Here is a 25,178-nt window from a genome sequence, read left to right on the forward strand (position 1 = left end):
TTCGAAGACGACGAGGTTTTCACCGGTGACCCGGTTAACAACCGCGAGAGTTTCGAGAGTTGAATGCCCTGCGAGGGCGGCGAGGCCGTGTGGCCCGCCAACGAGGCTGTTTAAACAATATCCGGCCGCCGGTGTCAACACCGTGTTTGAAATTTCTTCGAAGAATTTCGCTGGATGCAAAAAACTGCGAGAATTCAGCGGCTTAGCAGAAACGAAGAGTCTAACCCGAGGCCGCCTCCCAATCTATGCTCAAGCTGCCAGACCTCAAACGCGCAAACCCGTCATTCCGATCCCTGCAGAAGATGGGGACCCCAGGGCCTGATTTCCAGGCCTTGCCTTGACCACGCCCCGATTGTCTCACAAACGTGTTCAGGTGTACGCCGCCGCGCCATAAGGGCTTTTGCCCATTTCACGGTCCGGCGGCTGGTCGTCTCGACATGCGTTCAACGGCGTTTTTGCCTGCCTTCCAGGGTCTCGCACCCGCGAAAGCGCGCTAATCCGCCAAATAGCTTGTAAGAGAGACCTCGCGGGGCTGTGGGGGACCTGCCGGGAGTGCTTCAGACGAGGAAGAAGATTTCGGCCGCGACCGAGGGGGCTTTTGCCGCCGACGACGATGCGCGCCTTCTTCCCACCAACGCCTACGCCGGGCGCGGCGGCAGTTTCTTTCAGCACATCTACGAGACCGACAACCATATCGAAGCGCCGGCCGGCGGACGCTTTCGCTGGATCTTGAGCACTTGCCTCGCCGCCGCCATCGGCGCTGTCGCCATTCTCATCGTCGTCTACGGCTCTTCCGACGACGGGGATCGCACCGGCGACGGCCTTCTCCCGGCACTAAAGAGCTTGGGCGAAGGCGCACTCGTCCCGCAGGTCGCACTCACGCCTAAAAATGCCGACGGCCTGAAATGGGTCATGCCCAAGTCCGATCGCCTGCAGCTCACGACCGGCGCGCTCTCGACCCGCTACATCATCCACGAGTCCTCCAAGAGCCGGCGCGACAGCCGCGAATACGTTCGCCAGAAGCCCTATGCCCGCATCGTCGCGCGCCTGGCGCCTGTACCGGCAGACAAAAAAACTGAAATTCCGGCCTTCAATCCGTTCAAGCTCTACGGCAGCGGCCTGCCTTCCGAACTCGGCCAGGATCCCGACGAGAACGCCGGCAGCGGCCTGTCCCGTTCGGACGTGACGACGAAGGTCGTCGAGCTTCTGGGCGGTATCCTACCGGAAGAGGACGGCCAGGAACTCGATACACAAGAAGTCCAGGACATCATCGAACGGGGCACCAGCGGCACCGAAAACCTCGTCGAGGGATCTGGCCTGCCTCTCGACGGTGTCGCCGGCGCCGGACCCGCCATGCCAGCCCAGGGCACCGACTCCTGGCAGCCGAAAGCCGCAACGGCGGACAATCTCAACACAACCGACATCTTCAAGTCGACGGAGGCCCAGGACGAGCCCTCGGACGATCTCGAAGGCGGCCAGGTCCTCGTCGTCAAAGTCGGGCCGCAAGACACGCTCGCAAAAATTCTCTCGCGCGCCGGCGCCCCCGACTGGGACGTCAACGGCATGATCGACGCCGGCCACAACATCTTCTCGGAAAATGCGCTCGTTCCCGGCCAGGAAGTCCGCATCACGCTCATTCCGTCTTTGTCCGATCCGAGCAAGCTCGAGCCCGCGCGCTACTCGATCTTCTCCGACGGGCACGATCATCTCGTCACCGTCAGCCGCAGCGCCGCCGGCGAATTCGTCGGCTCATCGCAGCCGCCGTTCGACACCGAGCTGCAGCACATCGTCAACAACGACGGCGACGATCCGCAGAATGCCAGCCTCTACGCCAGCATCTATCTCGCGGGCCTGACGCAGGATCTGCCTGCTGAGACGATTTCGAAGGTGCTGAGCATCAATGCCTTCGACACCGACTTCCGCCGCCGCGTGCGGCCGGGCGATACGCTCGAAATGTTCTTCGACATGAAGGACGATCAATCGGTCGATGGCCCGCCGGGCGAACTGCTCTATACGGCGATGTCGAGCGGCGACAGCGTCTACAAATTCTATCGCTTCCGCTCGTCCGACGGCGTCGTCGACTACTACGACGAGAGCGGCAACAATTCGAAAAAGTTTCTCGTCCGCAAGCCGGTGCGCGGCGACGACGTGCGCCTCACCTCAGGCTTTGGCGTCCGTTTCCACCCCTTGCTCAACTCGCGCAAAATGCACACCGGCGTCGACTGGGCCTGCGCTCCGGGAACGCCGATCATCGCCGCCGGCAACGGCACGATCGAGGAAGTCGGACACAAGGGCTATTACGGCAACTACATCCGCGTCCGCCACGCCAACGGCTATCAGACCGCGTATGGCCACATGAGCCGCTTCGCGAAAGTCACGCCCGGCATGAAAGTCCGCCAGGGCCAGATCATCGGCTACGTCGGCTCCACCGGCCTATCCTCGGGTCCGCACGTCCACTTCGAAGTACTCGTCAACAATCGCTTCGTCGATCCGATGTCGATCCAGGTGCCGCGCGAGAGAAAGCTCGACGGCAAGGATCTCGCGGAATTCCAGAAGGAACGTGCCCGCATCGAAGACCTGATGCGCCGCGCGCCGGTCATGACTCAGAACAAATAACGCGCTTGTCCGAATGGCATGGCGGAACTGGACGCGTTCGCTCGCCGCAGAGCATAAGCGCACGCAAAATCGCCAGAAACCATTTGTGAATTCCGTGCTGCAAAGCTGAGTCGCCACCGATTCTCGAATCGCTGAGAATGCTGGCGGAGTTCAACGAGCGTCCGCGGGGGACGAAATCACTGAGGGAACAAGAACAATGAAAACGTTAGCAGGATGTGCGGTCCTCGCCGCGGGACTGATCCTGGCGCCGGTCGCAGCCAGCGCAAACGAGCGCGTCACCGACGCGGCTTTGGGCGGATTGGCGGGAGCCGTCGTATTCGGTCCAGTCGGCCTCGTCGCCGGCGGCGTCATCGGCTACACCGCGGGCCCCAAGATCGCCTGCAAGATCGGCGCGAAAGACTGCCGCCGCCGCAAGTATCGCCGCGACCGCGCGCGCAACTAATTCAAACTCCGCAATCGGCGGCCAGCGCGCAGCGCAGTCGCCGATTGTACATCGCAAAGCATCGGCGAAGAGCTATCGCCGATCGCGATCAAAAACTTTTCAATTATTGCTGGCCCGCTTGGTGTCCGCCTTCAGGAACGCAATGATCTTCGCGCGCTCGCCAGCATCCGAAAGCCCGCTGAAAATCGCGCCCATGTTGTTGCCCGGTATGACCGCGTTCGGATTTGCGATCCACTGATCGAGCGTTTTCGGGTCCCACGTGATGCCCGAACCTTTGAGCGAGTCTGAATAGGCAAAGCCCGGAACGGTCCCAGCCTTGCGCCCCACGACGCCATACAGCGTCGGACCCAATCGATTGTCACCCTTGTCGAACGAATGGCACTCGCGGCAATGACCGTTGAACGCGAGTTCGAGATCGTCGTCGGAGCCGCCTTGCGCGAGGACCGACGCGGCCGAGGCAAGGCTCACGAGCGCGACAGCCGTTGCGGCGAGCACCGCGCCGGCCTGAAGAGACATCTTTTTCATGCGACCTGCTGAGAATGTTTGAGAAGAACTGACGCCAGCCGAAACTTAAAAACAATCCTCAGTGTTCCGCACTAATCCTTTACAAATTGGTCAAGTCTTGCCTCGAACGCACTTGTGAAACTTCGATCAGACGCGTGCGCAGGCGCGTTGCGCGCGGCATCAGCCGGCTTGATGTCAGCCTAGTTGGAGGTCAGCGAGGCTGCTCTGTCCGCCGGTCCAGCCGGTCGCGGTTGCGATGTCACGTAAGCCGCCACGTCCCATGCCTCCTGGACGCCGAGACTGGGGTTGTGCGCTTCCGTCGTCCGGTACGGCATGTTCGCACGAATGAAGGCCGCGGCTGTTGTGAGACGGCTCATGCCCGCTGCCGAATTGAAAGAGTCATCGCCCCAGAGTGGCGGCACCAGGAAGCCGACCTGCGGCGCCGAATTGCGCTGGCCCTGCCCGTTCGCTCCATGGCAGCTGGCGCACGAGTGCGCGTAGACTTTCTCGCCGCGCGCACGGTCCGGCGGCTCAGGCGCCGGCGCGACCGGAAACAATCCCATCCCGGTGACTCGCACGCCTTCCGGCGAGCCTTCTCCTATGAACCGCATGTAGGCAAGGAGCGCCTCCATCTCGCGACTGCTTTCCGGCAGCGGCTGCCCGTTCATGCTGCGGGTCATGCATCCATTGATGCGATCCGTAAGCGTCAGAACCTCGTCATTCACCATCATCGGAAACGATGCGAACGTGGAGACGAACGGCGCAGCGAAGGCCTTGTTGCCGGCCTTCAGATGACATTGCGTGCACGCCAGATCGTTGCCGGCGTAACGCAGCGAAGGATCCGAGGCACTCTTGCCAATCAACCGCGGCGTCTCCGTTACGAGCTGCCAGCCATATTGGATCAGCTGATTTTCAGGCGTAGCGGGAAGCTTGAAGACATCGCGCGCCGCGTACCAGTTCGCCGGCCAGCCCCACAGGATGTATCCGCCCCCGAGGCCGATCAGCCCTGCCGCCAATACGGCGAGCAGTAACATTCCTTGAACAGTCCGTCTGCGCATTCGCCCCCCGTCATGTGTTGAGAGACTAAATACCCTCCCAAGCGTTAACGGCCACGAAATGCTTGGCCATAACGGCAGTCCGCACGGCGGCCGGTGGCGAGCGCTTCGTCGATCGCAACAAAAACATCGGCTCTCACGAAATGCGTGTTGCCGTGCACAAACAGAAACACGCAGTGCACCAAACAAAAAAGAAGCTGCGCGGCCTCCCTGCGCGCGTGCCGGAACATCCCGGGCCGATTTGCCAAGCCTGCCATTGATAAAACGCCGCAGGAAGGCGCCCGTTACATGCCGCCGGAAACGGACAGTGATCCGATGCTCACTGTAACGACCGTCGGCGTCATGACGATAAAACAACGGATGTTAGGGAGAAAACGCAATGACCAAAAAATGGGTCGCTTTCGCCTCGGTATTTCTTTTCTCGGGAACGGCCGCCCTGGCCGAAGGCTGGGCCGACAAGTTCAAAATTCTAGACGCTGATGGCAGCGGCTCGATCAGCCGTCCGGAATATGATGCGAACGTCGCGAAGCTGAAGGTCGATCCGGCGCCCACCTTCACGGCGATGGACACTGACGTGAACAACAGCATCGATGAGGACGAATGGAAGTCGGCCGAAAAGATGGTCATAGCCTTCCCGAAGGGATGTAAGTCGGCCACGTCTTCCTGGTGTGAGAAGCAATACTAAGCCGTCCGTCCCCGGCGGCAGGCGACGCGAAGCGCGGTCGCCGGGGACGATCAGAAAGATTGCAAAGGCCCGCGCGCGTGACCTGCTTCCCCGGATGGGAGTTCGCACACGATCGATCGAGCCGCAGCTTGAGACGTCTATCTGACGAGAAAGAAAAACATTCCCAAGAGGAGCACTGCGATCGATGCGAGACACAGTCTCGCGATGCGCAGCGCGCTTTTATAAAAGCGCACATGCTCGTCGAAGTCTTGGGCATTGGGGACATGCCCCAAAGCGCCACGCCGCTCACCCTCACGGATCAGAATACCCAGAGCAGAATCAGCCATGAACCATCTCCCCAATGAAAATTGGCCGGAATGCTTCGTGCTTTTCGCGCAGAGAATGCCTGGAGTTCACACGGCGGAGTAAGCGAGTCGAAATTCTGGAAATTGCTTCTGCAGTGCAGTGACTGATGCGCTCGCCCCGTCGTTTAGCGTCCAGATTGCCAGTTTCCGGGCCGCCGTTCAACGCGCTCCGCAGAGGCTCGCAAGAAAATTCATTGCCCGCTGACCCGAAGGGTGAACTCCGAACAGCAAAACCGCCTTTTGTCAGTGTTGTACGATGCGCGGAGTTGCACTTTTCACGGAGCAAACGCGATAGTTTCTTGAACGGGTGCAACCGGCTTCGCGGACCGCAGACATAGCGCATAGTGCCCATTGTCGTGGATCCCGGCCTCGGCCGGGATGACGGGGTTGTGGCTCTGGCGTGGGCCATGGCGACATCCCCGCTTTTTCTTTGCGTGAGGTCGCACGGGACCAATCCTATGTATCAGACCCATTCTGATCATCAGCTTGTGACGGAGCGTGCCGATGCTTGGCGCGGTTCGAGTTTCTCTGCGCTTCTTTTCGGTCGCTCCGATCACAAGCTGCTGCCGCTTGTCCCTGCTCGTCTCCGCACCGTCATCCCGGCGGAGGCCGGGATCCACGACAAGCTTCAGCAAGCGCCACATCAGCTCACCGCTCCAGGCGATCCACATCACTCGGCAGCGGGATTATTTCTCCCGTGGCAGGGTCGAACAGGTTCCGCCACTCAGGATTTCCCATTTCGATCAGTCGCACCTTCCAAGCGCGCTGCCATTCCTTCAACTGCTTCTCGCGCGAAATCGCTTCCGGCATCGTTTGGAAGAACTCGTAGTAGACGAGGTGCTTCACCCCATATTGCTTGGTGAAGCCGCCAACCAGTCCCTGATCATGTTGCGCCATTCGCAGGTGCACGTCGCTCGTGACGCCGATGTAAAGAATGCCGTTCGGCGCGCTGGCAAGAATGTAGACGCACGGCGCTTTGGTTTGACTTGCCATCTTGGAGTTTGAGATTCCCGCCAGTCCGCTTGCAATCGTTACTGAACACCGATCTCAGTGCAAGCTACTTCGCGTGCCGCAGGCCTCGGACCCATCACGCGCATGCGGCCCATTCCGAGCGGACAGCAAACACCGCGCACACTGCTCGTTGTCGTGGATCCCGGCCTTCGCCGGGATGACGTTTGAGGGACGAGCCGGGACGACAGGAAACGCGCGAAGATTGACGCCAGAGACCGCGCTATCGTCATCGGGTGAGATTCAGAAGGAACCGACAAGGCGGACCGTTGCGAAAGCGGGAAAGTCGCTATGGCGCTGTTTACCAGCCAATGAACCGTCATCCCGGCGGCGGCCGGGACCCACGACAAGCTTCAGCAAGCGCTATGTCCGCTCACCGCTCCCCGCGATCAGCGTGCCCATTTAAGAAAGATCGAAGCAGCAATGCTTCCCCGCCGGCTGCGCGGAGCGCAGTCGCCGGGGATCAGACTTTTATCTTGGAAGAATCAGCAGGCCCGCGCGGGCGGCCGACACGACTTCGTCGAGCCGGCCGGCAGCGCCGTCAAATTAAGCCGCTTCCTTCGCGGGCCAGCCGTTGATGGTCAGCGATCCATCGCGCACGGAGATGTGCACCGTGTCGCCGTCCTTCACGGCACCCGCCAGGATCTGCTCGGCGAGCGGGTCCTGCACGTTCCGCTGAATGACGCGCTTTAGAGGCCGCGCGCCGTAAGCGGGATCGTAGCCGCGATTGGCGAGCCACTGCCGCGCCTGATCGTCGAGTTCGATCTTGATCTTGCGGTCGGCCACGAGCTTCCGCAGACGGTCGATCTGGATATCGACGATCTTGGCCATCTCGCTCCGCTGCAAGCGGTGGAACAGGATGATGTCGTCGAGACGGTTCAAGAACTCCGGCCGGAACCGCGAGCGAACCTCCGCCATCACCTCTTCGCGCACCGTCTCGGTATCCTCGCCTTCCTTTAGGTTGACGAGATATTCCGCGCCGATGTTCGACGTCAGCACGATGAGCGTGTTCTTGAAATCGACCGTGCGGCCCTGCCCGTCCGTCAGGCGCCCGTCGTCGAGCACCTGCAGCAGCACGTTGAAGACATCCGGATGCGCCTTCTCGATCTCGTCGAACAGGATGATCTGATACGGCCGTCGCCGCACCGCTTCCGTCAGCGCGCCGCCTTCCTCGTAGCCGACGTAGCCCGGAGGCGCACCGATCAAGCGGGCGACCGAATGCTTCTCCATGTATTCCGACATGTCGAGGCGGATGAGCGCCGTGTCGTCGTCGAACAGATATCCGGCGAGCGCCTTCGTCAGCTCCGTCTTGCCGACGCCGGTGGGGCCGAGGAACATGAACGAGCCGATGGGCCGGTTCGGATCCTGCAGCCCGGCGCGCGCACGGCGAACCGCGGTGGAAACGGCAACGACCGCTTCGCGCTGACCGATGACGCGCTTCGACAGAGCGTCTTCCATCTTCAGAAGCTTGTCGCGCTCGCCTTCCAGCATCTTGTCGACCGGCACACCCGTCCAGCGCGACACGACGGCCGCGATCTGATCCGGCGTGACGGCCTCTTCGACGAGAGCGCCCTTGCCTTGCTCCTGCTCGACCTCCTGCAGCTTCTTTTCGAGTTCCGGAATGCGCCCGTAACGCAGCTCACCCGCGCGCGCGAGATCGCCCTTGCGCTGCGCCTGTTCGAGGGCGTTGCGCAGGTTGTCGAGCTCTTCCTTGATCTTCTGCGCGGAGCCGAGCTTGCTCTTCTCGGCTTCCCAGCGCGCCATCATCGCCTTCGATTTCTCTTCCAGATCCGCGATCTGCTTTTCGATGCGCCCGAGACGATCCTTCGAAGCGGCGTCCGTTTCCTTCTTCAGGGCTTCCCGCTCGATCATCAGCTGCATGAGATCGCGATCGATCGCGTCCAGCTCTTCCGGCTTGGAATCGACCTGCATGCGCAGACGCGATGACGCCTCGTCCACGAGGTCGATCGCCTTGTCCGGCAGGAAGCGGTCCGTGATGTAGCGGTGCGAGAGCGTTGCCGCCGCGACGAGCGCACTATCTGTGATGCGCACGCCGTGATGCAGCTCGTACTTCTCCTTCAAGCCGCGCAGGATCGAGATCGTATCCTCGACCGTCGGCTCGGAAACGAAGATCGGCTGGAAGCGCCGCGCCAGCGCCGCATCCTTCTCGATGTGCTTGCGGTATTCCTCAAGCGTCGTCGCGCCGACGCAGTGCAGCTCACCGCGCGCGAGCGCAGGCTTCAAAAGGTTGCCGGCATCCATCGAGCCTTCCGTCTTGCCCGCGCCGACAATGGTGTGCAGCTCGTCAATGAAGAGGATGATGTTGCCGCCCTCGGCTTCGACTTCGGAGAGCACGGCTTTCAACCGCTCCTCGAACTCGCCGCGATATTTGGCGCCAGCGATCAGCGCGCCCATATCGAGCGCAAGCAGCTTCTTGTTCTTGAGGCTCTCGGGCACGTCGCCCTTGACGATGCGCTGCGCCAGGCCTTCCGCGATCGCAGTCTTGCCGACGCCGGGCTCACCGATGAGAACCGGATTGTTCTTCGTGCGCCGCGACAGCACCTGGATCGTGCGGCGGATCTCCTCGTCACGGCCGATGACCGGGTCGAGCTTGCCCGATGCCGCAGCCTCCGTGAGGTCGCGTGCGTAGCGCTTCAGCGCGTCATAGGCCTGCTCCGCCGATGCCGTGTCGGCCGTGCGGCCTTTGCGGATGTCGTTGATGGCGGCGTTGAGCTTGTCCGGCGTGACGCCCGCGTTGCGCAGGATCTTGCCCGCATCCGTCGACGTGTCGAGCGCGAGTGCGAGCAGCAGCCGCTCGGCCGTCACGAACTTGTCGCTCGCTTTGTCGGCAAGCTTCTCGGCGGAATCGAAAAGCCGCGCCATCTCGGGCGCGACGTAGACCTGGCCCGAACCGCCGGTCACCTTCGGCTTCTTGGCAAGCTCGGCTTCCGTCTCGCGCAACGCCTGGCGTGAGTCGCCGCCTGCGCGCGAAATAAGCCCGCTCGCCAACCCTTCGGGGTCATCGAGCAGCACCTTCAAAAGATGAGCGGGAGTGACTTGCTGATTGTTCTCGCGCAGCGCCAGCGATTGGGCCGATTGCACAAAGCCCTTGGCGCGGTCCGTGTACCGTTCAAAATTCATGTCGCGTCCTCCAGCACATTCCCCCCGCCCTATGAGGCCCGGAAAGAATGCCATGCGATTTGATAATTAGCATCCGGTGCGAACAAAGACCCAATGGTAGGCATCCCCGCCGCCCCGTATGTTCCTTGCGATATAGGCGCGGGCGGTCCCCGGAAAAGGGGCTCTGGAATGAAACCTCAGGGAAAATTTGCGGCATGGCAAAGGTTGGTCCAGCAAGGATTGAAGCTCTTTATCGCTACCCGGTTAAGGGTTTGATGCCGGAACGCCTCGAAAGCGTTTCTTTGGCTCCCGCCGAGACCCTGCCCTTCGACCGCGCCTACGCCATTGAAAACGGACCCGGTCCCTTCGATCCCGAAAACCCGCGCCACCTTTCGAAAATCCACTTCGTCATGTTGATGAAGAACGAGGAATTGGCGACGCTGCACGCCGAGTTCGACGACAACACATCGACGCTCGTGCTCGCCAAGGCCGGCGTCGAGATTGCCCGCGGTGATCTCTCGACGGATGAAGGCCGCGCCGCGATCGAGGACGCCATTGCCAAGGTCGTGACCTCAGGCATTCGCGGCCGGCCACGGATTGTCTCGAGCCCCGGCCATAGCTTCTCCGACGTCGCCGCGAAATGCGTACACATCGTAAATTCCCAGTCGATCGAAGCCTTGAGCGCCATGATCGGAGCAAAACTCGATCCGCGCCGCTTTCGGCCGAATTTCGTCATCACCGGATTAGAGCCCTGGAGCGAACTCGGCATGATGGGCACGAGGCTTCGCAGCAGCAGCGGTACGGTGCTCGAGATCTTCAAACGCACCGAGCGCTGCGCGGCGACGAACGTCAATCCCGAGACGGCCGCGCGCGATTTGAAGATTCCGTCGTTCCTGTCGAAGACGGTCGGCCACACCGACTTCGGCGTCTACGCCCGCGTCATCGACGGCGGCAACGTCGCCATCGGCGACACTCTCGAGATCATCGACTGAAAGTCCAAACTGTCATCCTCGGCTTTATGCCGAGGATCCATTGCGCAGCATGCACCGTCGAAGCGGATCGATGGATCCTCGGGACAAGCCTGAGGATGACATTGCGTTGGCCTGTGCTGCGGATTCCCAACACCGACACCCCGACGAAGAATGGGTCCCGGGTCTCGCACGGCCGCTCGCCCGGGATGACAATCTTGACCCCTCACCACTTGTTATCCCGGCCGAAGCGTAAGCGGAGAGCCGGGACCCATAGCACCATGCCCAGGCACCGTCATCCCGGCGGAGGCCGGGATCCACGGCAACGGGCAGCACGTGTCCTGCCAGTGACCCGCTCCGAACGAACCGCACCCGCACAAAAAAAACGCCGGCCACGGAAGACCGCAGCCGGCAAAAATGCGTAACGCGAATGATCGCGTTTCTTATTCCTGATCTTCGTTCGCAGCGGCGGGCGGCCCGACGGGAGCCTCGGCAGGCTCTTCGCGGCGCGGGCGGCGGACGGGACGGCGAAGGAATGCAGGTTGCTCCTGCTGATCGACCGGAGCAGCGGCTGCAGGAGCACGTTCTGCGCGTTCCGCACGCTCGGGACGTTCAGCCCGCTCGGGCCGCTCGGCGCGTTCCGGACGCTCGGTCCGCTCAACGCGCTCCGCACGCTCGACGACAGGCGGCTGCCCACCGGCGCCCGGCTGCTGAAGGTTGTTGCCATTTGCGGCTTCGCGCTCGCCACCATGCGCGCTGCCGTTCGGCGGCTGATAACGCTCGCGCCGGCGGAAACCGCCCTCGCCCTGGTTGCCGTCGCCATGCGGACGCCGGTCGTCGCGGAAGCGGCCTTCGCCGCCACCCTGACCGTTCCGCTCATAGCGATCGCCACGATCGCCGCGGAAATCCTGCCGGTCACCACGGTCGCCGCGATCACCACGGTCGAACCGCTGCTGGTCGCCGCGGTCGCGGTCGCCCCGGTTGTTGTTGAAGCGCTCATGCCGCGGCGGGCGGTTGTCGTAGCGGTTCTGATTGTCGAAATTGCGCGGCTGCGGCTGCTGCTGCGGGAAAGCGGGCTGCGCATCCGACTGCGCGCCACCCTGACCAAGTTGCGGCTGCACGCCGAACTCGTCACCTTCCTCATCGCCGAACTCATCGCTGTCGGCGCCTTCCGGCCCGGCAAGCGAATGCGTACGCGCCGCGCCGTTGCCCATCGGGTCGCCGCCCTGCTGCGCCATCTGTTCGCGATAGCTGAGGATGATGCGGTTATAATGCTCCGCGTGCTGCAAGTAGTTTTCTGCGAGCACCGGATCGCCAGACGACAGCGCGTCACGAGCCAAGGTTATGTATTTCTCGGCGATGTGCGAGGGCGTGCCGCGAATCTTCACGTCCGGGCCCGAGCTCTCGAAGCTGCGCATCAGGGGATTTTGCGATTTGCGGTTATTATTGTTGTTGTTGTTGCGACCGCGACCGCGACGGTTCTGTTGACCTTGCCTCATGGGCTCCCGTTCATGCTTGTTGATACGTTGCCAACGGCGCACGCTGATCGATGTGCGGCGCCATGGATCCTCCGACCCAATTCAATAAGTCGATTCAAAAGTCATCACTGCCCCACGGACCGCAGTCCCGGCTCTTGCCCCACTGCCTCGGGCAAAATCGCAGTAATCCCGTTCATCAACCCTGCAAAAGATACTAGAGCCGCCTAAAGGAGCTTTGTCAGCACACGTGCCGGGTAGGATAAGCCCGGCACTCGCCACTCAAGGACTAACGGGTCCGAGAACGTTTGCGCTGATGATCTGAGATGGGAAGGCCGGGCTATCGCCGCTTTAGCGGCACGTCTGCTCCGGACGCATCCGATCAAACTCTTCACCCGCATACTATCCCGGAAACAAGTTTCCGCAAATAGAAATGATCGGTTGGGTTAGAGATGTATCTCCATTGCAACAGCGCGAACATGGCCCCCGAGGTCGCGGCGGCGAGCCAAGGGCTGCGCGCCGGCATCGGAGAATACGCCTTCTACGGCGTCTGCCTGGGTCGATCCGACTTCCACGACAACTCTGAGTGGCCGCGGTAAGTTCAAGGTTTGGCGGGCAATTTCACGGTAAACGTCCAATCCGTCAGGCCCGCCATCGAGCGCAAGACGTGGATCGAAGTCCTTCACCTCCCGCTCGAGGCCCGCGATGTCTTCCGCCGGTATATAGGGAGGATTGGACACGACGAGGTCGAACGGCCCCTCACAACCGGAGAGACCAGATGTCGCAACGAATTCGATCCGGTCCGCAACGCCCAGTTTGCGGGCGTTTTGGCGGGCGACATCGAGTGCGGCTAAACTGACATCGGTTGCCACCCCGGTCGCTTCCGGAAGCTCGGCGAGCAATGTCGCGATGAGAATGCCCGACCCCGTGCCGATGTCGGCGATGCGGATCGGACGCCCCGCCAGCCCGCTCGATTTGACGACCTCCAGCGCGAGATCGACGATCGCCTCCGTATCGGGCCGCGGATCGAGAACGTCAGGCGTGACGATGAATTCGCGGCCGTAGAATTCGCGCTTGCCCAGAATGCGCGACACCGGCTCATGCGCGAGCCGGCGAGTGGCCGCTGCGCTGACGATCTCCGCCGCCTCTCCGAGTGGCCTGGATGACGCCGAGAAGAGCTGCGCGCCATCGAGGCCGAGAAGCCCCTGCAGCAGAAAACGCGCATCGCGCTGCGGACTGTCCAGACCGGCCTCAGCGAAGGCGCGCGCCATCGCCGCCGACGCGTCTGCGATGCTCTGCTCCGGCGCCAAGCGCAACGGCATCTTACGCCGCGCTCAGTTCCGCGAGCATCGTCGCCTGATGGTCGGTGATGAGCGCATCGATCAGCGTATCGAGAGCTGCCCCCGTCATCACCTCATCGAGATTGTAGAGCGTGAGATTGATGCGGTGATCGGTAACCCGCCCTTGCGGGTAATTGTAGGTGCGAATGCGCTGCGAGCGATCGCCCGAACCGACCTGCGATTTACGCGCGTCCGATCGCTCGTTGGCAGCCTTCTCGCGCTCCAGTTCGTAAACGCGCGCCTTGAGAACGGCCATCGCCAAACGGCGATTTTGGTGCTGTGATTTCTCCGCCGACACGACGACGATGCCGGTCGGCAAGTGCGTCATGCGCACGGCGCTTTCCGTCTTATTGACGTGCTGGCCGCCTGCGCCGCCCGCCCGCATGGTGTCGATGCGGATATCTTCCGGCTTGATGTCGATGTCGAGTTCTTCGGCTTCCGGCATGATTGCGACCGTCGCGGCGGAGGTATGAATGCGCCCGCTGGCCTCCGTTGCCGGAACGCGCTGCACGCGGTGTACGCCAGATTCGAACTTCAGCCGCGCGAACACGCCCTGTCCCGTGATCGAGGCAATGATTTCCTTGTAGCCGCCGAGATCGTTTTCGGACGCGGAAATGATTTCCGTCTTCCAGCCTTTCAGATCGGCGTAGCGCGTGTACATGCGGAAGAGATCGGCCGCAAAGAGCGCGGCTTCGTCGCCACCCGTACCGGCGCGGACTTCCAGAATGGCGCTCTTCTCGTCCGCCGCGTCCTTCGGCAGGAGCGCGATCCGAAGCTGCTGCTCGAGACCGGCGATGCGCTCGGCGAGTTCCGCCCGCTCCGCATAGGCGAGATCGACCATGTCCTTGTCGGCGCCGGGATCGGCAATCATTTGCTCGAGGTCCCGGTCTTCCGCCTCGGCTTTGCGCAGCGCCTCGATCTGCGCCACGACCGGGCTCAGCTCCGAATATTCCTTCGTCAGCCGCACGTAGTCGGCTTGCGACACGCCATGGTTCAGCTGATCCTGAATGGCGGCGTAGCGCTCGGAAAGGCGGTCGAGTTTATCGTTCGGCAGTGCTGACATGTGTCCGATGATCTTCGCCGGTAGGGCAGGCCGCCGGGAGTTGGGGCCATGGATTAGGAATTGCAGGCCGCGCACGAACGCGGGAGCGCTCAGCGCGCTAACGCCGCGAGCCGATCGCCCGTATTTAATACGAACCGCCGCTGATCTGCAATTTATCCCCCCGGCGCGATCGGGGATCTTCGACCTCGACATACCGGAGGCCGTCGCGAACAGGGCCGTAGTGCTCTTGGAAATAGCTGCTGACCCAGCGCACGCCCGCCCCGAACGGACCGGAGACGGTGGCGAAAATTGAGGAATGCATCATCAGCAGAAGCAGGCCGAGCGGCAGCGACAGGGCATAAAGCGCCCGTTGCGGCCGTTGCCGGACTTGGTTCAGCGCCACCTCGGGCAGCCGCTTCGCATGGTCTGCGATCACCGACCCCGCGCGCGCAAGATTTCCGGCGGCCTGGATACGGGCCGGCCGTGCGGGCTGCGAACGCACCTGGGGCCGAGCCTCGGCCCTTGCCCCGGACGGGTCCTGCCAGGCGGCACGAGATCCCGCATATGAGCCGGCAGAAACCGGGGCCTGTTCGCTGAAATGCGCGACAGAGTGCGCGCCAACCTGCGGAGCAAAAGGTGCTGCAGCGTGCGAAGCGAGAGGCGCGGGCGCGGGTGCCTGAATGGCAGGCGCCCGATGCGACTGCAAAGGCTGCGGCTGCAAAGGCTGCGGCTGCAAAGCCTGCGGCTGCGCGTAGGGAAACGGCTGTGGCTGGTACGGCGCCGGGGGCTGATAGGCCACTTGCGGCTGCGCTTCGAACGGCGGCTGGTACGGCGCGTGGTATTGATCGGCGTGGAAGTGATGGGGCTCCCACTGCTGCTCTTGCAGGCGCTCGGTGATCGTGGGCTGCCTCGGCTCGGGCGCGGCCTGCGCGATGAAGGCGATGAGGCCGCTGACGGCATTGAGCGCCGGCCGGCCGTTTACGTCCGCCATCGACGCATAAGTCATGATGATCGCGGCGGTCTCTTCCCACTCCGGAAGATCTTCGACTCGGCCCGTTTCGAGCGCCTCGATGACTTCGGGTTGAACCTGCAGATAGTCAGCCGCCTGCGGCAGCGTCAGGCGCAACGCGCGCCGCAAATCGGCGAAGAACTGGCCAATGAGCGCCCGGCTTTCAGCAATTTGCTGATGTTGAGACGAATGTGACGGTGCCGCGGTCACCCGCGCACGCCCACTACCCCCGACCGGTACGGTCTCTACAAAGCCCCGACGCATACAACAACCGGCATCACGCACCGCCCCCCCCAACTGTTAAGTATACTGTTGGCTAAAAATCCTTGTTTGTCAAAGGACGCGCGCAAAATTCCACCGGCGATCGTTAACCGTCGATCGCGACGCGCTCGCTTTCAGCGAATTGGGCCAAGGACATGCGCACGTCTTTCGCACCCTCCTTCAGAATTTCGTCGACGAAGGCCGTGGCCTTGGCCGCATCGAGCGAGAGCACCATCGACTTGACGGGGCCGATCGACGCCGGCGCCATGGACAGCGACCGGAAGCCGAGCGCGATAAGCGCCATCGCTTCCAAGGGGCTGCTCGCCATTTCACCGCACAGCGTCACCGGCACGCCGTAACTGTCGGCCGTTCGGACCAGCGTCCTGAGCGCCCTGAGGGGCGCCGGCGCCAGCACATCGAAGCGGCTCGCCACGCGCGCGTTCGTGCGGTCGGCGGCAAAAAGAAACTGCACGAGGTCGTTCGAGCCGACCGACACGAAATCCACCCGCGGCAGAAAGGCGTCGAGCTCGAAGAGCAGCGCCGGCACCTCGAACATGGCGCCGACAAGCACCTTCTCGGGCAGCTCATGCCCGTGCTCCGTCAGAAAGGCCTTCTCACGCTCGATCAGCGCCCGAATGGCGCCGAGTTCGAAGCTCGCAGACACCATCGGGATCATCACGCGCAGCTCCCGGCCCGCCGCCGCCTTGAGCAGCGCGCGCATCTGCAGCCGGAACAGCTCGGGCCGGTCGAGCGCCATGCGTATGGCGCGCCAGCCCATCGCCGGGTTCTCTTCCTTGGGCTGGCGCAGGTAAGGCAGAACTTTGTCGCCGCCGATGTCGAGCGTACGGAACACGACCGGCTTGCCGCGCGCCTCTTCGAGCACCGAACGGTAGAGCTGCGTCTGCCGGTCGAGACGCGGAAACGCCTCCGACAGCATGAACTGCAGTTCGGTCCGGTAGAGGCCGATGCCGTCTGCGCCCGACTCCTCCAGATGCGGCATGTCCACCAGAAGACCGGCATTCATCATCAAGGCGATCGGAACGCCGTCCTTGGTGACCGCCGGACGGTCGCGGAACGATTGAAAGCGCTTCTGTCGCCGCGCCCGGAACCTCACCTTGTCGGAATAGGCCGAGATGAGTTCGCCCGTCGGGCGCAGATGAACCTCGCCCGTCACTGCATCGACGATGGCGGCGTCCCCCGCAGACACCCGGTCGACGACGCCGGTCGCCTGACCGATCGCGGCGATGCCCAACGCCTTCGCGACAACCGCCACGTGGCTCTGGCTCGAACCATCTTCCACGACGAGTCCGCGCAACCGGCTGCGGTCGTAATCGAGAAGCTCGGCTGGGCCCATCGTGCGCGCGACGAGGATCGTATCGGGTGGCAGCCCGCCGCCGTCTTCCGAACTCTTGAGGCGGCCCGCGAGCACGCGCAGGAGCCGGTCGGAAAGATCGTCGAGATCGCGCTGCCGCTCGCGCCAATAGGTGTCGTGCTGGCGCAGCATGCGCGTGCGCATGGCGTTCTGCACGCGCTCGACCGCCGCTTCCGCGGTTAGGCCGCCCTCGACGGCTTCGCGCAGGCGCCGGTGCCAGCCCTTGTCGTGCGCGAACATGCGATAGGCCTCGAGCACGTCGCGATGCTCGCCCACGTTCGACAGATGCTCGTGCTCGAACATCTCGTCGATATTCGCCTGCAGCTTGTCGAGCGCGAGATCGAGACGTTCAAGCTCGATCGCGGGATTTTCCGCCATCAATTGGGTGACGACGATGCGCGGCTCGTGCAGCACCACGTGGCCGAGCGCGATGCCCTCAGACAGCGGCTCGCCCTCGATCACGATCGGCTGCGAGCGCGAAGCCTCGATCGCCGCGACCGTACCCGCCACCGCGCCGGAAATGAGGTTTTCGGCAATGACCATCGCCGTCGCCTGCAGGACTTCCACGTCCTCGTCGGAATATTCGCGCGGCGTGCGATTCTGAATGACGAGGACGCCCAAGACCTGCCCCGACCGCGCGATCGGCACGGCGAGCAGCGAGTGGTAAATTTCCTCGCCCGTTTCAGGACGATACGAGAAGGCCGGATGGCTTGAGGCTTCCGGCTCGTTGACCGTGGTGCCGAGTTCAGACGCCCGCCCGACGAGGCCCTCGCCCCGCTTCAGCCGGGTTGTATGCACGGCATCGGGATTGAGGCCTTCGGACGCGAAAAGCTCGAGCGACCCGTCTTGCCGTTTGAGATAGATCGAGCAGACCTCGGCGACCATCACGCCCGCGATCTGCCGAACGATGCGGTCGAGCTTGTCCTGGCCTTCCCCGCCGTCGGCCATGATCTCGCGCAAATGGCGCATGATCACCCGGAGCGATGTTTCGCTCGGTAAGGGCCTTGGATCGTCGCGCCGCGCTATCATGACCTTGCCAACCGTCCCGCCGGCAGACTTGCTGCCGCAGATTGATTCATATCCGCAAAGAGACGGGGCTTGGAAGGCCGCCCCGCCTAGTCGTTGTCGAGCCCGTAGGCCGAGTGCAACGCGCGTACCGCAAGCTCAGCATACGCCGCTTCGATCAATACGCTGACTTTGATTTCCGATGTCGAGATGGCGTGAATATTGATGCCCTTCTCGGCCAGCGTCTTGAACATCTGCGATGCGACACCCGCGTGACTGCGCATGCCGACGCCGATCACCGAAATTTTTACGACGTCGGCCGAGCTGTTGATGTCGAAGTGGCCGATGTCGGCCTTCGCCTTTTTCAGCACATCGAGGGTACGGGGCAATTCGGCCGCCTGCACCGTAAACGTCATATCGGTATGCTTACCGTCCGCGCCGACGTTCTGCACGATCATGTCGACGTTGATGTTCGCATCTGCGAGCGGCCCGAAAATGCGCGCCGCAATGCCCGGCCTATCGTCGACCTTGAGCAGGGTAATCTTGGCTTCGTCCTTGGCGTAGGCGATGCCGCTCACGACTTGCTGTTCCACGATCTCATCCTCATCGCATACGATAGTTCCGATATCCTCGATATTGTCCGGGCTGAAGGCCTTCATGGCATCCGGCGCGACAAAGCTCGAAAGGACACGCGTTTTGACTTTGTAGACCATGGCGAGCTCGACCGATCGGGTCTGCAGAACCTTCGATCCGAGCGACGCCATCTCGAGCATTTCTTCATACGAGATCTTGGCGAGCCGCCGCGCCTTCGAGACGATGCGCGGGTCGGTCGTGTAGACGCCGTCGACATCGGTATAGATGTCGCACACGTCGGCTTCGAGAGCGACGGCAATCGCAACCGCGCTCGTATCGGAGCCGCCGCGCCCAAGCGTCGAAATGCGGTTCTCGACCGGCTCTATGCCCTGGAACCCGGTGACCACGGCGATCTCGCCGCCGGCGATGGCTTTTTTGATTTGGCCGCCGGGAATATCGAGGATGCGGGCCGCACCATGGGCGACGTCCGTCTTGACCGGAACCTGCCAGCCGCTCCACGAGCGGGCCCTGAGCCCCATCGATTGCAGCGCGATCGCCAGAAGGCCCGCGGTGACCTGCTCGCCCGTTGCGACGACGGCGTCGTATTCGCGCGCATCGTAAAGAGGCGAGGCTTCCTTGACCCAGGAGACGAGCTGGTTCGTCACCCCGGCCATGGCCGACACGACGACGGCAACCTTGTTTCCGGCGTCGACCTCACGCTTCACGTGCCGGGCCACGTTCTGGATTCGCTCGATATTGGCGACGGAGGTCCCGCCGAATTTCATCACTACCGTCGCCATCGGCGAAGTGCTTCCCTAAGCAAACCCGCTCGGACCCTAACGGGGGCCGAACGCGTATTAAATTTGGATTGAGTCCGGCGCTTCTTAGCGGCTCGCGAGCCCCCCTGCAACTGCCACGGCCTGTGGCATCGGACTATCACTTGACAACAGGGACGCCCGGCTGACGAGTAGGGGCAAGGACCGGAGAAGATAATGATTGCGCCGCAACCGTCGGAACCACAATCGGGAGCCTCGAACCCTGGCGCTCACGACCGCACGCTCGATAGCGAAGAGGTCGAGCGCTTTTCGCGCCTCGCGTCCGAATGGTGGAACCCGCAAGGCAAGTTCCGCCCGCTTCATCAGATCGGGCCTCCCCGCCTGTCCTTCATTCATGATTGCGCCGTTCAGCAGTTCGGCCGCGACGCCAAGGCCATGCGGCCCCTCTCGGGCCTGACGGCGGTCGATATCGGCTGCGGCGGCGGCCTCGTCGCCGAGCCCTTGGCCCGCATGGGCGCCACCGTGACGGCCATTGACCCTTCCGAGCGCAATATCGCCATTGCCAAGGCGCATGCCGAACCCCAGGGCCTCGAAATCGATTATCGCGCCGTCCTCGTCGAAGATCTCGTCGCCGAAGGCCGGTCATACGACATCGTCGCCTGCCTCGAAGTCGTCGAGCACGTGCCCGACCCTGCCAAGTTCATCGCTGAATGCGCCGCCCTCGTCGCGCCTGGCGGCCTCGCCGTATTCTCCACGCTGAACCGCACGTTCAAAGCCTGGGCGCTCGCCATCGTCGGCGCCGAGTACGTTCTAGGCTGGCTGCCCCGCGGCACGCACCAGTGGGACCGCTTCATCACGCCAGAGGAACTCCGCCGCTACGCCGAAGCGGGCGGCCTGACGAACGCGCATCTGGAAGGCATCTCCTACAATCCGCTGCAGGATGCGTGGTCACGAACGCTCGACACCAGCGTTAATTACCTCATGTCGGCACCAAAGCCGCGCGCGGCCTGACGGCACAAGAAAGACCGAGTACGGACGGACGAACGCGACAGAGCACTGAACGGGGCGGAGCTTCTAAGGGGACGGCAATCATGTTTCCGATCGACGACGACGACACGGCAGTACGAACCGTCCCGGTCGTGACCTACGGCCTGATCGCCGCCAACGTCCTTTTCTTTCTGGTTGAACTCAACGGCGGCGAACGCTTCATTCAGGAGTGGGCGTTCATTCCGCTCCGCTTCACCGTGCACCCTTCCACGGAATGGCCGACGATCTTCACCGCCATGTTCATGCACGGCGGCTGGATGCACCTGCTCGGCAACATGCTCTACCTCTACATTTTCGGAAACAACGTCGAAGACCACTTCGGCTCGGTGAAATATCTCGTGTTCTATCTGACAGCCGGCGTCGCCGCGACCTTCGCGCAATACCTGTTCAACGAAGGCTCGAGCATTCCCAACGTCGGCGCGTCAGGCGCGATCGCCGGCGTCTTAGGCGCCTACATACTGATGTTCCCGGGCTCGCGCGTCGACGTGCTTGTCGTCCGGCAGATCATCTCGATGCCGGCCATCGTCGTCATCGGCTTCTGGATCGTCCTTCAGCTGTTCAGCGGCTTCGGCTCCATCGCCTACACCGACGAAACGGCCGATACGGGCGGCGTCGCCTACATGGCCCACGTCGGCGGCTTCGTAGCAGGCTTTGCCATTGCCCTTTTGTTCAGAAAGCGCGGCCCCTCGACCATGGCCTGACGGCCAGCTCCGCTCAGAGGGAGACCTGCAGGTCTTTCCACAACACCATGCGCTTTCTGAGATCGAGCTTGCGGCCGTCGACAGTGAACGTGCCGTCGCCATTGTGATGCAGCGTTCGCCGCTCCTTGCGCTTGTCGTCGAAGCGGATCGCGACGGGCTCGAGAACCCATAGATTATACTTTTTGACGAAGCCCGTATCGGCGACGCGACACTCGATGTTGGCGAGGCACTCTTTGATCAGTGGTGCGCCGACTTCCCGCCCAGGCACCTGCGTCAGCGCGAAACGCTCGAACTTGTCCTCGTCGCGGCCTGAGCAGTTACCGATATCGACGACAGTTTTGGCGAGATCGACGGTTGGGATCGCGATCACGCACTCCTTGGTGCTGCGCAAAGCCTCGTAGCTGTAATCCCACGGCCCGATGATGCAGCCGATGAGCGGCGGATCGTGCTGCATCACCATGTGAAAGCCCATGGTCATGACGTTTGCGCGGCCCTTGGACGACGTCGTGACGAGCACGATGGGACCAGATTCCAATAGCAGATAAGCTTTCGATGGATCGGCAGCTTTCATCCAGCGCCCTCTAATTGCCCGGGCGCAAAACCGAAGAAGCCGAAACCGAGTTCCGGCTTGGCGGGCGACGGGCGAAGCGCGCGGTTACGCGAGCAACCTTAGTTGTCGTGTGACCACCCGAATGAGACCCCGTCAGGAGGCCGCGATGCGCCGTCAGCCTGTGCGACATAGAGCATCACGAGCTTTGCGTTAATCGCTTGATGCAATGCGAGGCAAGAATGTCGCGAACTCGCTTTCCTTCCGAAATGGCCTTGCGCGAATGAGTTGCGTATCACGCGAGCGGAGAAATGGTAAATGCCGGCGAGATAGTAGCCATTTCCAAAGCGAACTCGCGCATCGCCTTTTCAAAAGCAAATCGGATGCGACTGCGGGCAGGCGGTCATCGCCGTCGGCCAACGAGCAAAGGTCGAGATGCAACTGCTTCCCCGCGCACCGCACCGGATCTCCGATCAGCCACTGGCGGCGCCGTTTTGACCGACCCTAAGGACCGGGCCGCGGGCTTGTATTTTTCTGGTATTTCGAACTAAAAGCGCGCCACACATAAATCGGGAAATCGCGCTTCCGAGGCGAAGTCCGACGCGATCTACCTACAAAAATTTTGCACTGCCGCGAGATGTGAGGGGACGAAGCTCTATGAAAATTTGTGTTGTTGGAGCGGGCGGAATTGGCGGCCTGCTCGCCGCACGTTTGGCGCAGCATGGCGAAGAAGTCACCGTTATTGCGCGTGGTCCGCATCTCGCAGCAATCCGCGCGAATGGCTTGAAGCTCATCGAAGAAGATGGCACCGAGAACGTCTCGCGCATTGCCGCAACGGATAAGATCTCCGAAGCCGGCGAGCAGGATCTCGTCATCCTCGGCATCAAGGCCCATCAGGTCGCTGCTGTTGTGCGCGATCTTCCCGCGATGTATGGTCGCGACACCGCCGTGCTCACCGCGCAAAACGGAATTCCCTGGTGGTACTTCCTGCGCGTCAGCGGTCCGCATGAAGGCCGCCGTCTCGAATCGGTCGATCCTGGCGGGATCATCGCCGACAACCTCCCGGCCGAGCGCGTGCTCGGCAGCGTCGTTTATCCCGCAGCCGAGATAACCGAGCCCGGCGTCATCAAGCATATCGAAGGCAATCGCTTTTCGATCGCCGAAATCGACAATTCGAAATCGGACCGCATCGTCCGCATTTCGGAAACGTTGCAAAGGGCCGGTTTCAAAGCGCCGGTTGCCGGTGACATCCGCGCAGAGATCTGGACGAAGCTCTGGGGCAATCTGAGCTTCAACCCGATCAGCGCCCTCACCCACGCGACGCTTGAGGACATCTGCAAGTATCAGCCGACCCGCGACGCCGCAGCGCGCATGATGCGCGAAGCGCAATCGGTTGGCGAAGCGTTGGGCATCCGCTTCCGCATTCCGCTGGAGAAGCGCATAGCAGGCGCCGAAGCCGTCGGAGCGCATAAGACGTCGATGCTTCAGGACATCGAGGCTGGACGCGGCATCGAGGCCGACGCGCTCATCGGCTCCGTAATTGAACTTGGCCGCATCGCCAATGTTCCAACACCGCAGATCGAGACGGTTTATGCCTGCGTGACGCTGCTCTCGTCGACGTTGGCAAGCCAAGGCGGCCGCCTGAAGATAGAAAAATACTAAGGACGACGCGCGCAGCTGGCGAGGGACTGGAGACAAAGAGAAAATGGCAACGAGTACGACCCTGCACGACCTGCTCAAAGCGGGCGACGATCAAGCGCCCGCTATCAGAGCTTCGGGCGCTAAGCCCCTCACGTTTGGGGGCTTCCGCACGCTCGTGCTGCGCACGATCGCTCGCCTGAACGAGTTCGGCATCGGCCGTGGCGATCGCGTCGCGATCGTGCTTCCGAATGGCCCGGAAATGGCCACCGCATTCGTCGCGACTGCTTCGGCTGCGACCGCGGCGCCGCTCAACCCCGCCTATCGCGCCGACGAGTACGACTTCTACATGTCGGACATCAACACGAAGGCGCTGATCGTCGAAGAGGGCAGCACCTCGCCGGCGATCGCGGTTGCTGAAAAGCGCGGCATTCTCATCATCACCCTGCAGTCCGATCCCGACCACGGCGCCGGCGCTTTCACGCTGTCCGCACCAGCTGGACGCGAACAGCCCGAGAATGCCGGCCCCGCACAGATCGACGATACGGCGCTCATCCTGCACACGTCCGGTACGACGTCGCGCCCCAAGATCGTGCCGCTCACGCACCGCAATGTCTCAGCATCGGCGCAAAACATTGCAGCCGCATTGAACCTGTCGAGCGAGGACCGCGCGCTGAACGTCATGCCGCTCTTCCACATTCACGGCTTGATCGCGGGCACGCTCGCGCCGCTATCCCGCGGCGGCTCGATCTTCTGCACGCCGGGATTCAACGCGCTCAAGTTCTTCTCGGCCATGGATGAGGCCAAGCCCACCTGGTACACGGCCGTGCCGACGATGCATCAAGCGATCGTCGCCCGTTCGCATAACAACAGGGAAATTATCGAGCGCAACAAGCTGCGCTTCATTCGCTCGTCGTCCTCGTCGCTGCCGCCGCAGGTCATTACCGAGCTCGAAGCAGCCTTCGGCGCACCCGTCGTCGAGGCCTACGGCATGACCGAAGCCGCGCACCAGATGGCGTCGAATCCGATTGGTGGCACCCGCAAGCCCGGCACCGTCGGCATCGCGGCTGGCCCCGAAGTCGCGATCATGGATCCTGACGGCAATCTGCTGCCGACGGGCGAGACGGGCGAGATTGTCATCCGCGGCGAGAACGTCACGGCCGGCTACGAGAATAACGACAAAGCCAACGGCGAAGCCTTCACCAACGGCTGGTTCCGCACCGGCGACCAGGGCCACATCGACGCCGACGGCTACATCACGATCACTGGCCGCCTGAAGGAGATCATCAACCGCGGTGGCGAGAAGGTATCGCCGCGCGAAGTCGATGAAGTTCTCATGGATCACCCGGCCGTTGCCCAGGTCGTGACCTTCGCCATGCCGCATGACAAGCTCGGCGAGGAAGTCGCCGCAGCGGTGGTCCTGCGCGAAGGCAAGCAGGCGACAGAACGCGAGCTGCGCGACTTTGCGAGCGAGCACCTCGCGAACTTCAAGGTGCCGCGCAAGATCCTGCTTCTCCCCGAAATTCCCAAGGGCGCGACGGGCAAGCTGCAGCGCATCGGCCTCGCTCAGAAGCTCGGCCTCGTCTGAGGCCGAAGCAAACCCCTCAACGAAAAACGCCCGGCTCGATGCCGGGCGTTTTTTTATGTCTT

General features: G+C 62.5%; 21 protein-coding genes. 8 read left to right on the forward strand and 13 right to left on the reverse strand.

Annotated features, from left to right (window positions below):
* The first annotated feature begins 552 nt into the window (after nt 1–552).
* Both VFG26_RS00005 and VFG26_RS00010 read left to right on the forward strand, forming a co-directional pair.
* Nucleotides 553–2,616 carry a M23 family metallopeptidase gene (locus VFG26_RS00005; RefSeq protein WP_325020930.1) on the forward strand — a complete coding sequence of 688 codons (2,064 nt, stop codon included), beginning with the start codon at nt 553–555 and terminating at the stop codon, nt 2,614–2,616.
* 196 nt (nt 2,617–2,812) lie between these two features.
* Nucleotides 2,813–3,058, forward strand: coding sequence for a hypothetical protein (locus VFG26_RS00010; RefSeq protein ID WP_325020931.1), 246 nt, complete (start codon nt 2,813–2,815; stop codon nt 3,056–3,058).
* A gap of 99 nt (nt 3,059–3,157) precedes the next feature.
* On the opposite strand, the gene VFG26_RS00015 is transcribed toward VFG26_RS00010, so the two are convergent.
* From VFG26_RS00015 to VFG26_RS00025, 3 genes are all read right to left on the reverse strand, one after another.
* Nucleotides 3,158–3,583 carry a c-type cytochrome gene (locus VFG26_RS00015; protein WP_325020932.1) on the reverse strand — a complete coding sequence of 142 codons (426 nt, stop codon included), beginning with the start codon at nt 3,581–3,583 and terminating at the stop codon, nt 3,158–3,160.
* A gap of 179 nt (nt 3,584–3,762) precedes the next feature.
* The gene (locus tag VFG26_RS00020) at nt 3,763–4,620 is read right to left on the reverse strand and encodes a c-type cytochrome (protein ID WP_325020933.1); all 858 of its coding nucleotides are present in this window, start codon (nt 4,618–4,620) and stop codon (nt 3,763–3,765) included.
* Nucleotides 4,621–4,664: 44 nt separating this feature from the next.
* On the reverse strand, nt 4,665–4,874 hold the full coding sequence (locus VFG26_RS00025) for a hypothetical protein (protein WP_325020934.1): 210 nt from the start codon (nt 4,872–4,874) through the stop codon (nt 4,665–4,667).
* A gap of 122 nt (nt 4,875–4,996) precedes the next feature.
* On the opposite strand from VFG26_RS00025, the gene VFG26_RS00030 reads away from it, so the two are divergent.
* Nucleotides 4,997–5,302 (forward strand): hypothetical protein, encoded by a 306-nt coding sequence (locus tag VFG26_RS00030; protein WP_325020935.1) that lies wholly within the window; start codon nt 4,997–4,999, stop codon nt 5,300–5,302.
* A gap of 137 nt (nt 5,303–5,439) precedes the next feature.
* Here the strand turns inward: VFG26_RS00030 and VFG26_RS00035 are convergent, their stop codons facing one another.
* The 3 genes from VFG26_RS00035 to clpB all read right to left on the reverse strand — a co-directional run bounded on the left by VFG26_RS00035 (nt 5,440) and on the right by clpB (nt 9,795).
* Nucleotides 5,440–5,628 (reverse strand): hypothetical protein, encoded by a 189-nt coding sequence (locus VFG26_RS00035; RefSeq protein ID WP_325020936.1) that lies wholly within the window; start codon nt 5,626–5,628, stop codon nt 5,440–5,442.
* 666 nt (nt 5,629–6,294) lie between these two features.
* Entirely contained in the window at nt 6,295–6,639 is a 345-nt protein-coding gene (locus tag VFG26_RS00040; RefSeq protein WP_325020937.1) for a GIY-YIG nuclease family protein, read from the reverse strand.
* Nucleotides 6,640–7,200: 561 nt separating this feature from the next.
* Nucleotides 7,201–9,795, reverse strand: coding sequence for an ATP-dependent chaperone ClpB (gene clpB / locus VFG26_RS00045; protein WP_325020938.1), 2,595 nt, complete (start codon nt 9,793–9,795; stop codon nt 7,201–7,203).
* 194 nt (nt 9,796–9,989) lie between these two features.
* Here clpB and VFG26_RS00050 point away from each other — a divergent pair, with 194 nt between their 5' ends.
* Nucleotides 9,990–10,766, forward strand: coding sequence for an MOSC domain-containing protein (locus tag VFG26_RS00050; RefSeq protein ID WP_325020940.1), 777 nt, complete (start codon nt 9,990–9,992; stop codon nt 10,764–10,766).
* Between the two features lie 419 nt (nt 10,767–11,185).
* Here the strand turns inward: VFG26_RS00050 and VFG26_RS00055 are convergent, their stop codons facing one another.
* The 6 genes from VFG26_RS00055 to VFG26_RS00080 form a co-directional block, all read right to left on the reverse strand.
* Complete coding sequence (locus VFG26_RS00055; protein ID WP_325020942.1) at nt 11,186–12,241, reverse strand: DUF4167 domain-containing protein; 1,056 nt, start codon at nt 12,239–12,241, stop codon at nt 11,186–11,188.
* 422 nt (nt 12,242–12,663) lie between these two features.
* A complete protein-coding gene (prmC, locus tag VFG26_RS00060) occupies nt 12,664–13,539 on the reverse strand; it encodes a peptide chain release factor N(5)-glutamine methyltransferase (protein WP_325020944.1) in 876 nt (291 codons plus the stop codon).
* 1 nt (nt 13,540) lies between these two features.
* Nucleotides 13,541–14,620 (reverse strand): peptide chain release factor 1, encoded by a 1,080-nt coding sequence (prfA, locus tag VFG26_RS00065; RefSeq protein ID WP_325020946.1) that lies wholly within the window; start codon nt 14,618–14,620, stop codon nt 13,541–13,543.
* A 124-nt stretch (nt 14,621–14,744) separates the two neighbouring features.
* Nucleotides 14,745–15,818, reverse strand: coding sequence for a helix-turn-helix domain-containing protein (locus VFG26_RS00070; protein WP_325020948.1), 1,074 nt, complete (start codon nt 15,816–15,818; stop codon nt 14,745–14,747).
* 157 nt (nt 15,819–15,975) lie between these two features.
* On the reverse strand, nt 15,976–18,270 hold the full coding sequence (ptsP, locus tag VFG26_RS00075) for a phosphoenolpyruvate--protein phosphotransferase (RefSeq protein ID WP_325020950.1): 2,295 nt from the start codon (nt 18,268–18,270) through the stop codon (nt 15,976–15,978).
* Nucleotides 18,271–18,356: 86 nt separating this feature from the next.
* A complete protein-coding gene (locus tag VFG26_RS00080; protein ID WP_325020952.1) occupies nt 18,357–19,619 on the reverse strand; it encodes an aspartate kinase in 1,263 nt (420 codons plus the stop codon).
* A gap of 192 nt (nt 19,620–19,811) precedes the next feature.
* On the opposite strand from VFG26_RS00080, the gene ubiG reads away from it, so the two are divergent.
* Both ubiG and VFG26_RS00090 read left to right on the forward strand, forming a co-directional pair.
* Entirely contained in the window at nt 19,812–20,606 is a 795-nt protein-coding gene (ubiG, locus tag VFG26_RS00085) for a bifunctional 2-polyprenyl-6-hydroxyphenol methylase/3-demethylubiquinol 3-O-methyltransferase UbiG (RefSeq protein WP_325020954.1), read from the forward strand.
* Nucleotides 20,607–20,686: 80 nt separating this feature from the next.
* Nucleotides 20,687–21,343 (forward strand): rhomboid family intramembrane serine protease, encoded by a 657-nt coding sequence (locus VFG26_RS00090; protein ID WP_325020956.1) that lies wholly within the window; start codon nt 20,687–20,689, stop codon nt 21,341–21,343.
* A gap of 13 nt (nt 21,344–21,356) precedes the next feature.
* Here the strand turns inward: VFG26_RS00090 and VFG26_RS00095 are convergent, their stop codons facing one another.
* Nucleotides 21,357–21,914 carry a flavin reductase family protein gene (locus VFG26_RS00095; RefSeq protein ID WP_325020957.1) on the reverse strand — a complete coding sequence of 186 codons (558 nt, stop codon included), beginning with the start codon at nt 21,912–21,914 and terminating at the stop codon, nt 21,357–21,359.
* A 633-nt stretch (nt 21,915–22,547) separates the two neighbouring features.
* Between VFG26_RS00095 and VFG26_RS00100 the strand changes: the two genes are divergently transcribed.
* Nucleotides 22,548–23,552 (forward strand): 2-dehydropantoate 2-reductase, encoded by a 1,005-nt coding sequence (locus tag VFG26_RS00100; protein WP_325020959.1) that lies wholly within the window; start codon nt 22,548–22,550, stop codon nt 23,550–23,552.
* Nucleotides 23,553–23,595: 43 nt separating this feature from the next.
* On the forward strand, nt 23,596–25,116 hold the full coding sequence (locus tag VFG26_RS00105; protein WP_325020961.1) for an acyl--CoA ligase: 1,521 nt from the start codon (nt 23,596–23,598) through the stop codon (nt 25,114–25,116).
* The last annotated feature ends 62 nt before the right edge of the window (nt 25,117–25,178 follow it).

Origin of the sequence: Hyphomicrobium sp., assembly GCF_035687085.1 — a bacterium.
Classification (GTDB): domain Bacteria; phylum Pseudomonadota; class Alphaproteobacteria; order Rhizobiales; family Hyphomicrobiaceae; genus Hyphomicrobium_B.

Coding starts and splice junctions, on each gene's coding strand:
- VFG26_RS00010 (WP_325020931.1), top strand. CDS start 2,813: ATGAAAACGTTAGCAGGATGTGCGGTCCTCGCCGCGGGACTGATCCTG.
- VFG26_RS00015 (WP_325020932.1), bottom strand. CDS start 3,583: ATGAAAAAGATGTCTCTTCAGGCCGGCGCGGTGCTCGCCGCAACGGCT.
- VFG26_RS00050 (WP_325020940.1), top strand. CDS start 9,990: ATGGCAAAGGTTGGTCCAGCAAGGATTGAAGCTCTTTATCGCTACCCG.
- VFG26_RS00040 (WP_325020937.1), bottom strand. CDS start 6,639: ATGGCAAGTCAAACCAAAGCGCCGTGCGTCTACATTCTTGCCAGCGCG.
- VFG26_RS00105 (WP_325020961.1), top strand. CDS start 23,596: ATGGCAACGAGTACGACCCTGCACGACCTGCTCAAAGCGGGCGACGAT.
- VFG26_RS00095 (WP_325020957.1), bottom strand. CDS start 21,914: ATGAAAGCTGCCGATCCATCGAAAGCTTATCTGCTATTGGAATCTGGT.
- VFG26_RS00090 (WP_325020956.1), top strand. CDS start 20,687: ATGTTTCCGATCGACGACGACGACACGGCAGTACGAACCGTCCCGGTC.
- VFG26_RS00080 (WP_325020952.1), bottom strand. CDS start 19,619: ATGGCGACGGTAGTGATGAAATTCGGCGGGACCTCCGTCGCCAATATC.
- prmC (WP_325020944.1), bottom strand. CDS start 13,539: ATGCCGTTGCGCTTGGCGCCGGAGCAGAGCATCGCAGACGCGTCGGCG.
- ubiG (WP_325020954.1), top strand. CDS start 19,812: ATGATTGCGCCGCAACCGTCGGAACCACAATCGGGAGCCTCGAACCCT.
- VFG26_RS00055 (WP_325020942.1), bottom strand. CDS start 12,241: ATGAGGCAAGGTCAACAGAACCGTCGCGGTCGCGGTCGCAACAACAAC.
- prfA (WP_325020946.1), bottom strand. CDS start 14,620: ATGTCAGCACTGCCGAACGATAAACTCGACCGCCTTTCCGAGCGCTAC.
- ptsP (WP_325020950.1), bottom strand. CDS start 18,270: ATGATAGCGCGGCGCGACGATCCAAGGCCCTTACCGAGCGAAACATCG.
- VFG26_RS00035 (WP_325020936.1), bottom strand. CDS start 5,628: ATGGCTGATTCTGCTCTGGGTATTCTGATCCGTGAGGGTGAGCGGCGT.
- VFG26_RS00025 (WP_325020934.1), bottom strand. CDS start 4,874: ATGGCAGGCTTGGCAAATCGGCCCGGGATGTTCCGGCACGCGCGCAGG.
- clpB (WP_325020938.1), bottom strand. CDS start 9,795: ATGAATTTTGAACGGTACACGGACCGCGCCAAGGGCTTTGTGCAATCG.
- VFG26_RS00030 (WP_325020935.1), top strand. CDS start 4,997: ATGACCAAAAAATGGGTCGCTTTCGCCTCGGTATTTCTTTTCTCGGGA.
- VFG26_RS00100 (WP_325020959.1), top strand. CDS start 22,548: ATGAAAATTTGTGTTGTTGGAGCGGGCGGAATTGGCGGCCTGCTCGCC.
- VFG26_RS00020 (WP_325020933.1), bottom strand. CDS start 4,620: ATGCGCAGACGGACTGTTCAAGGAATGTTACTGCTCGCCGTATTGGCG.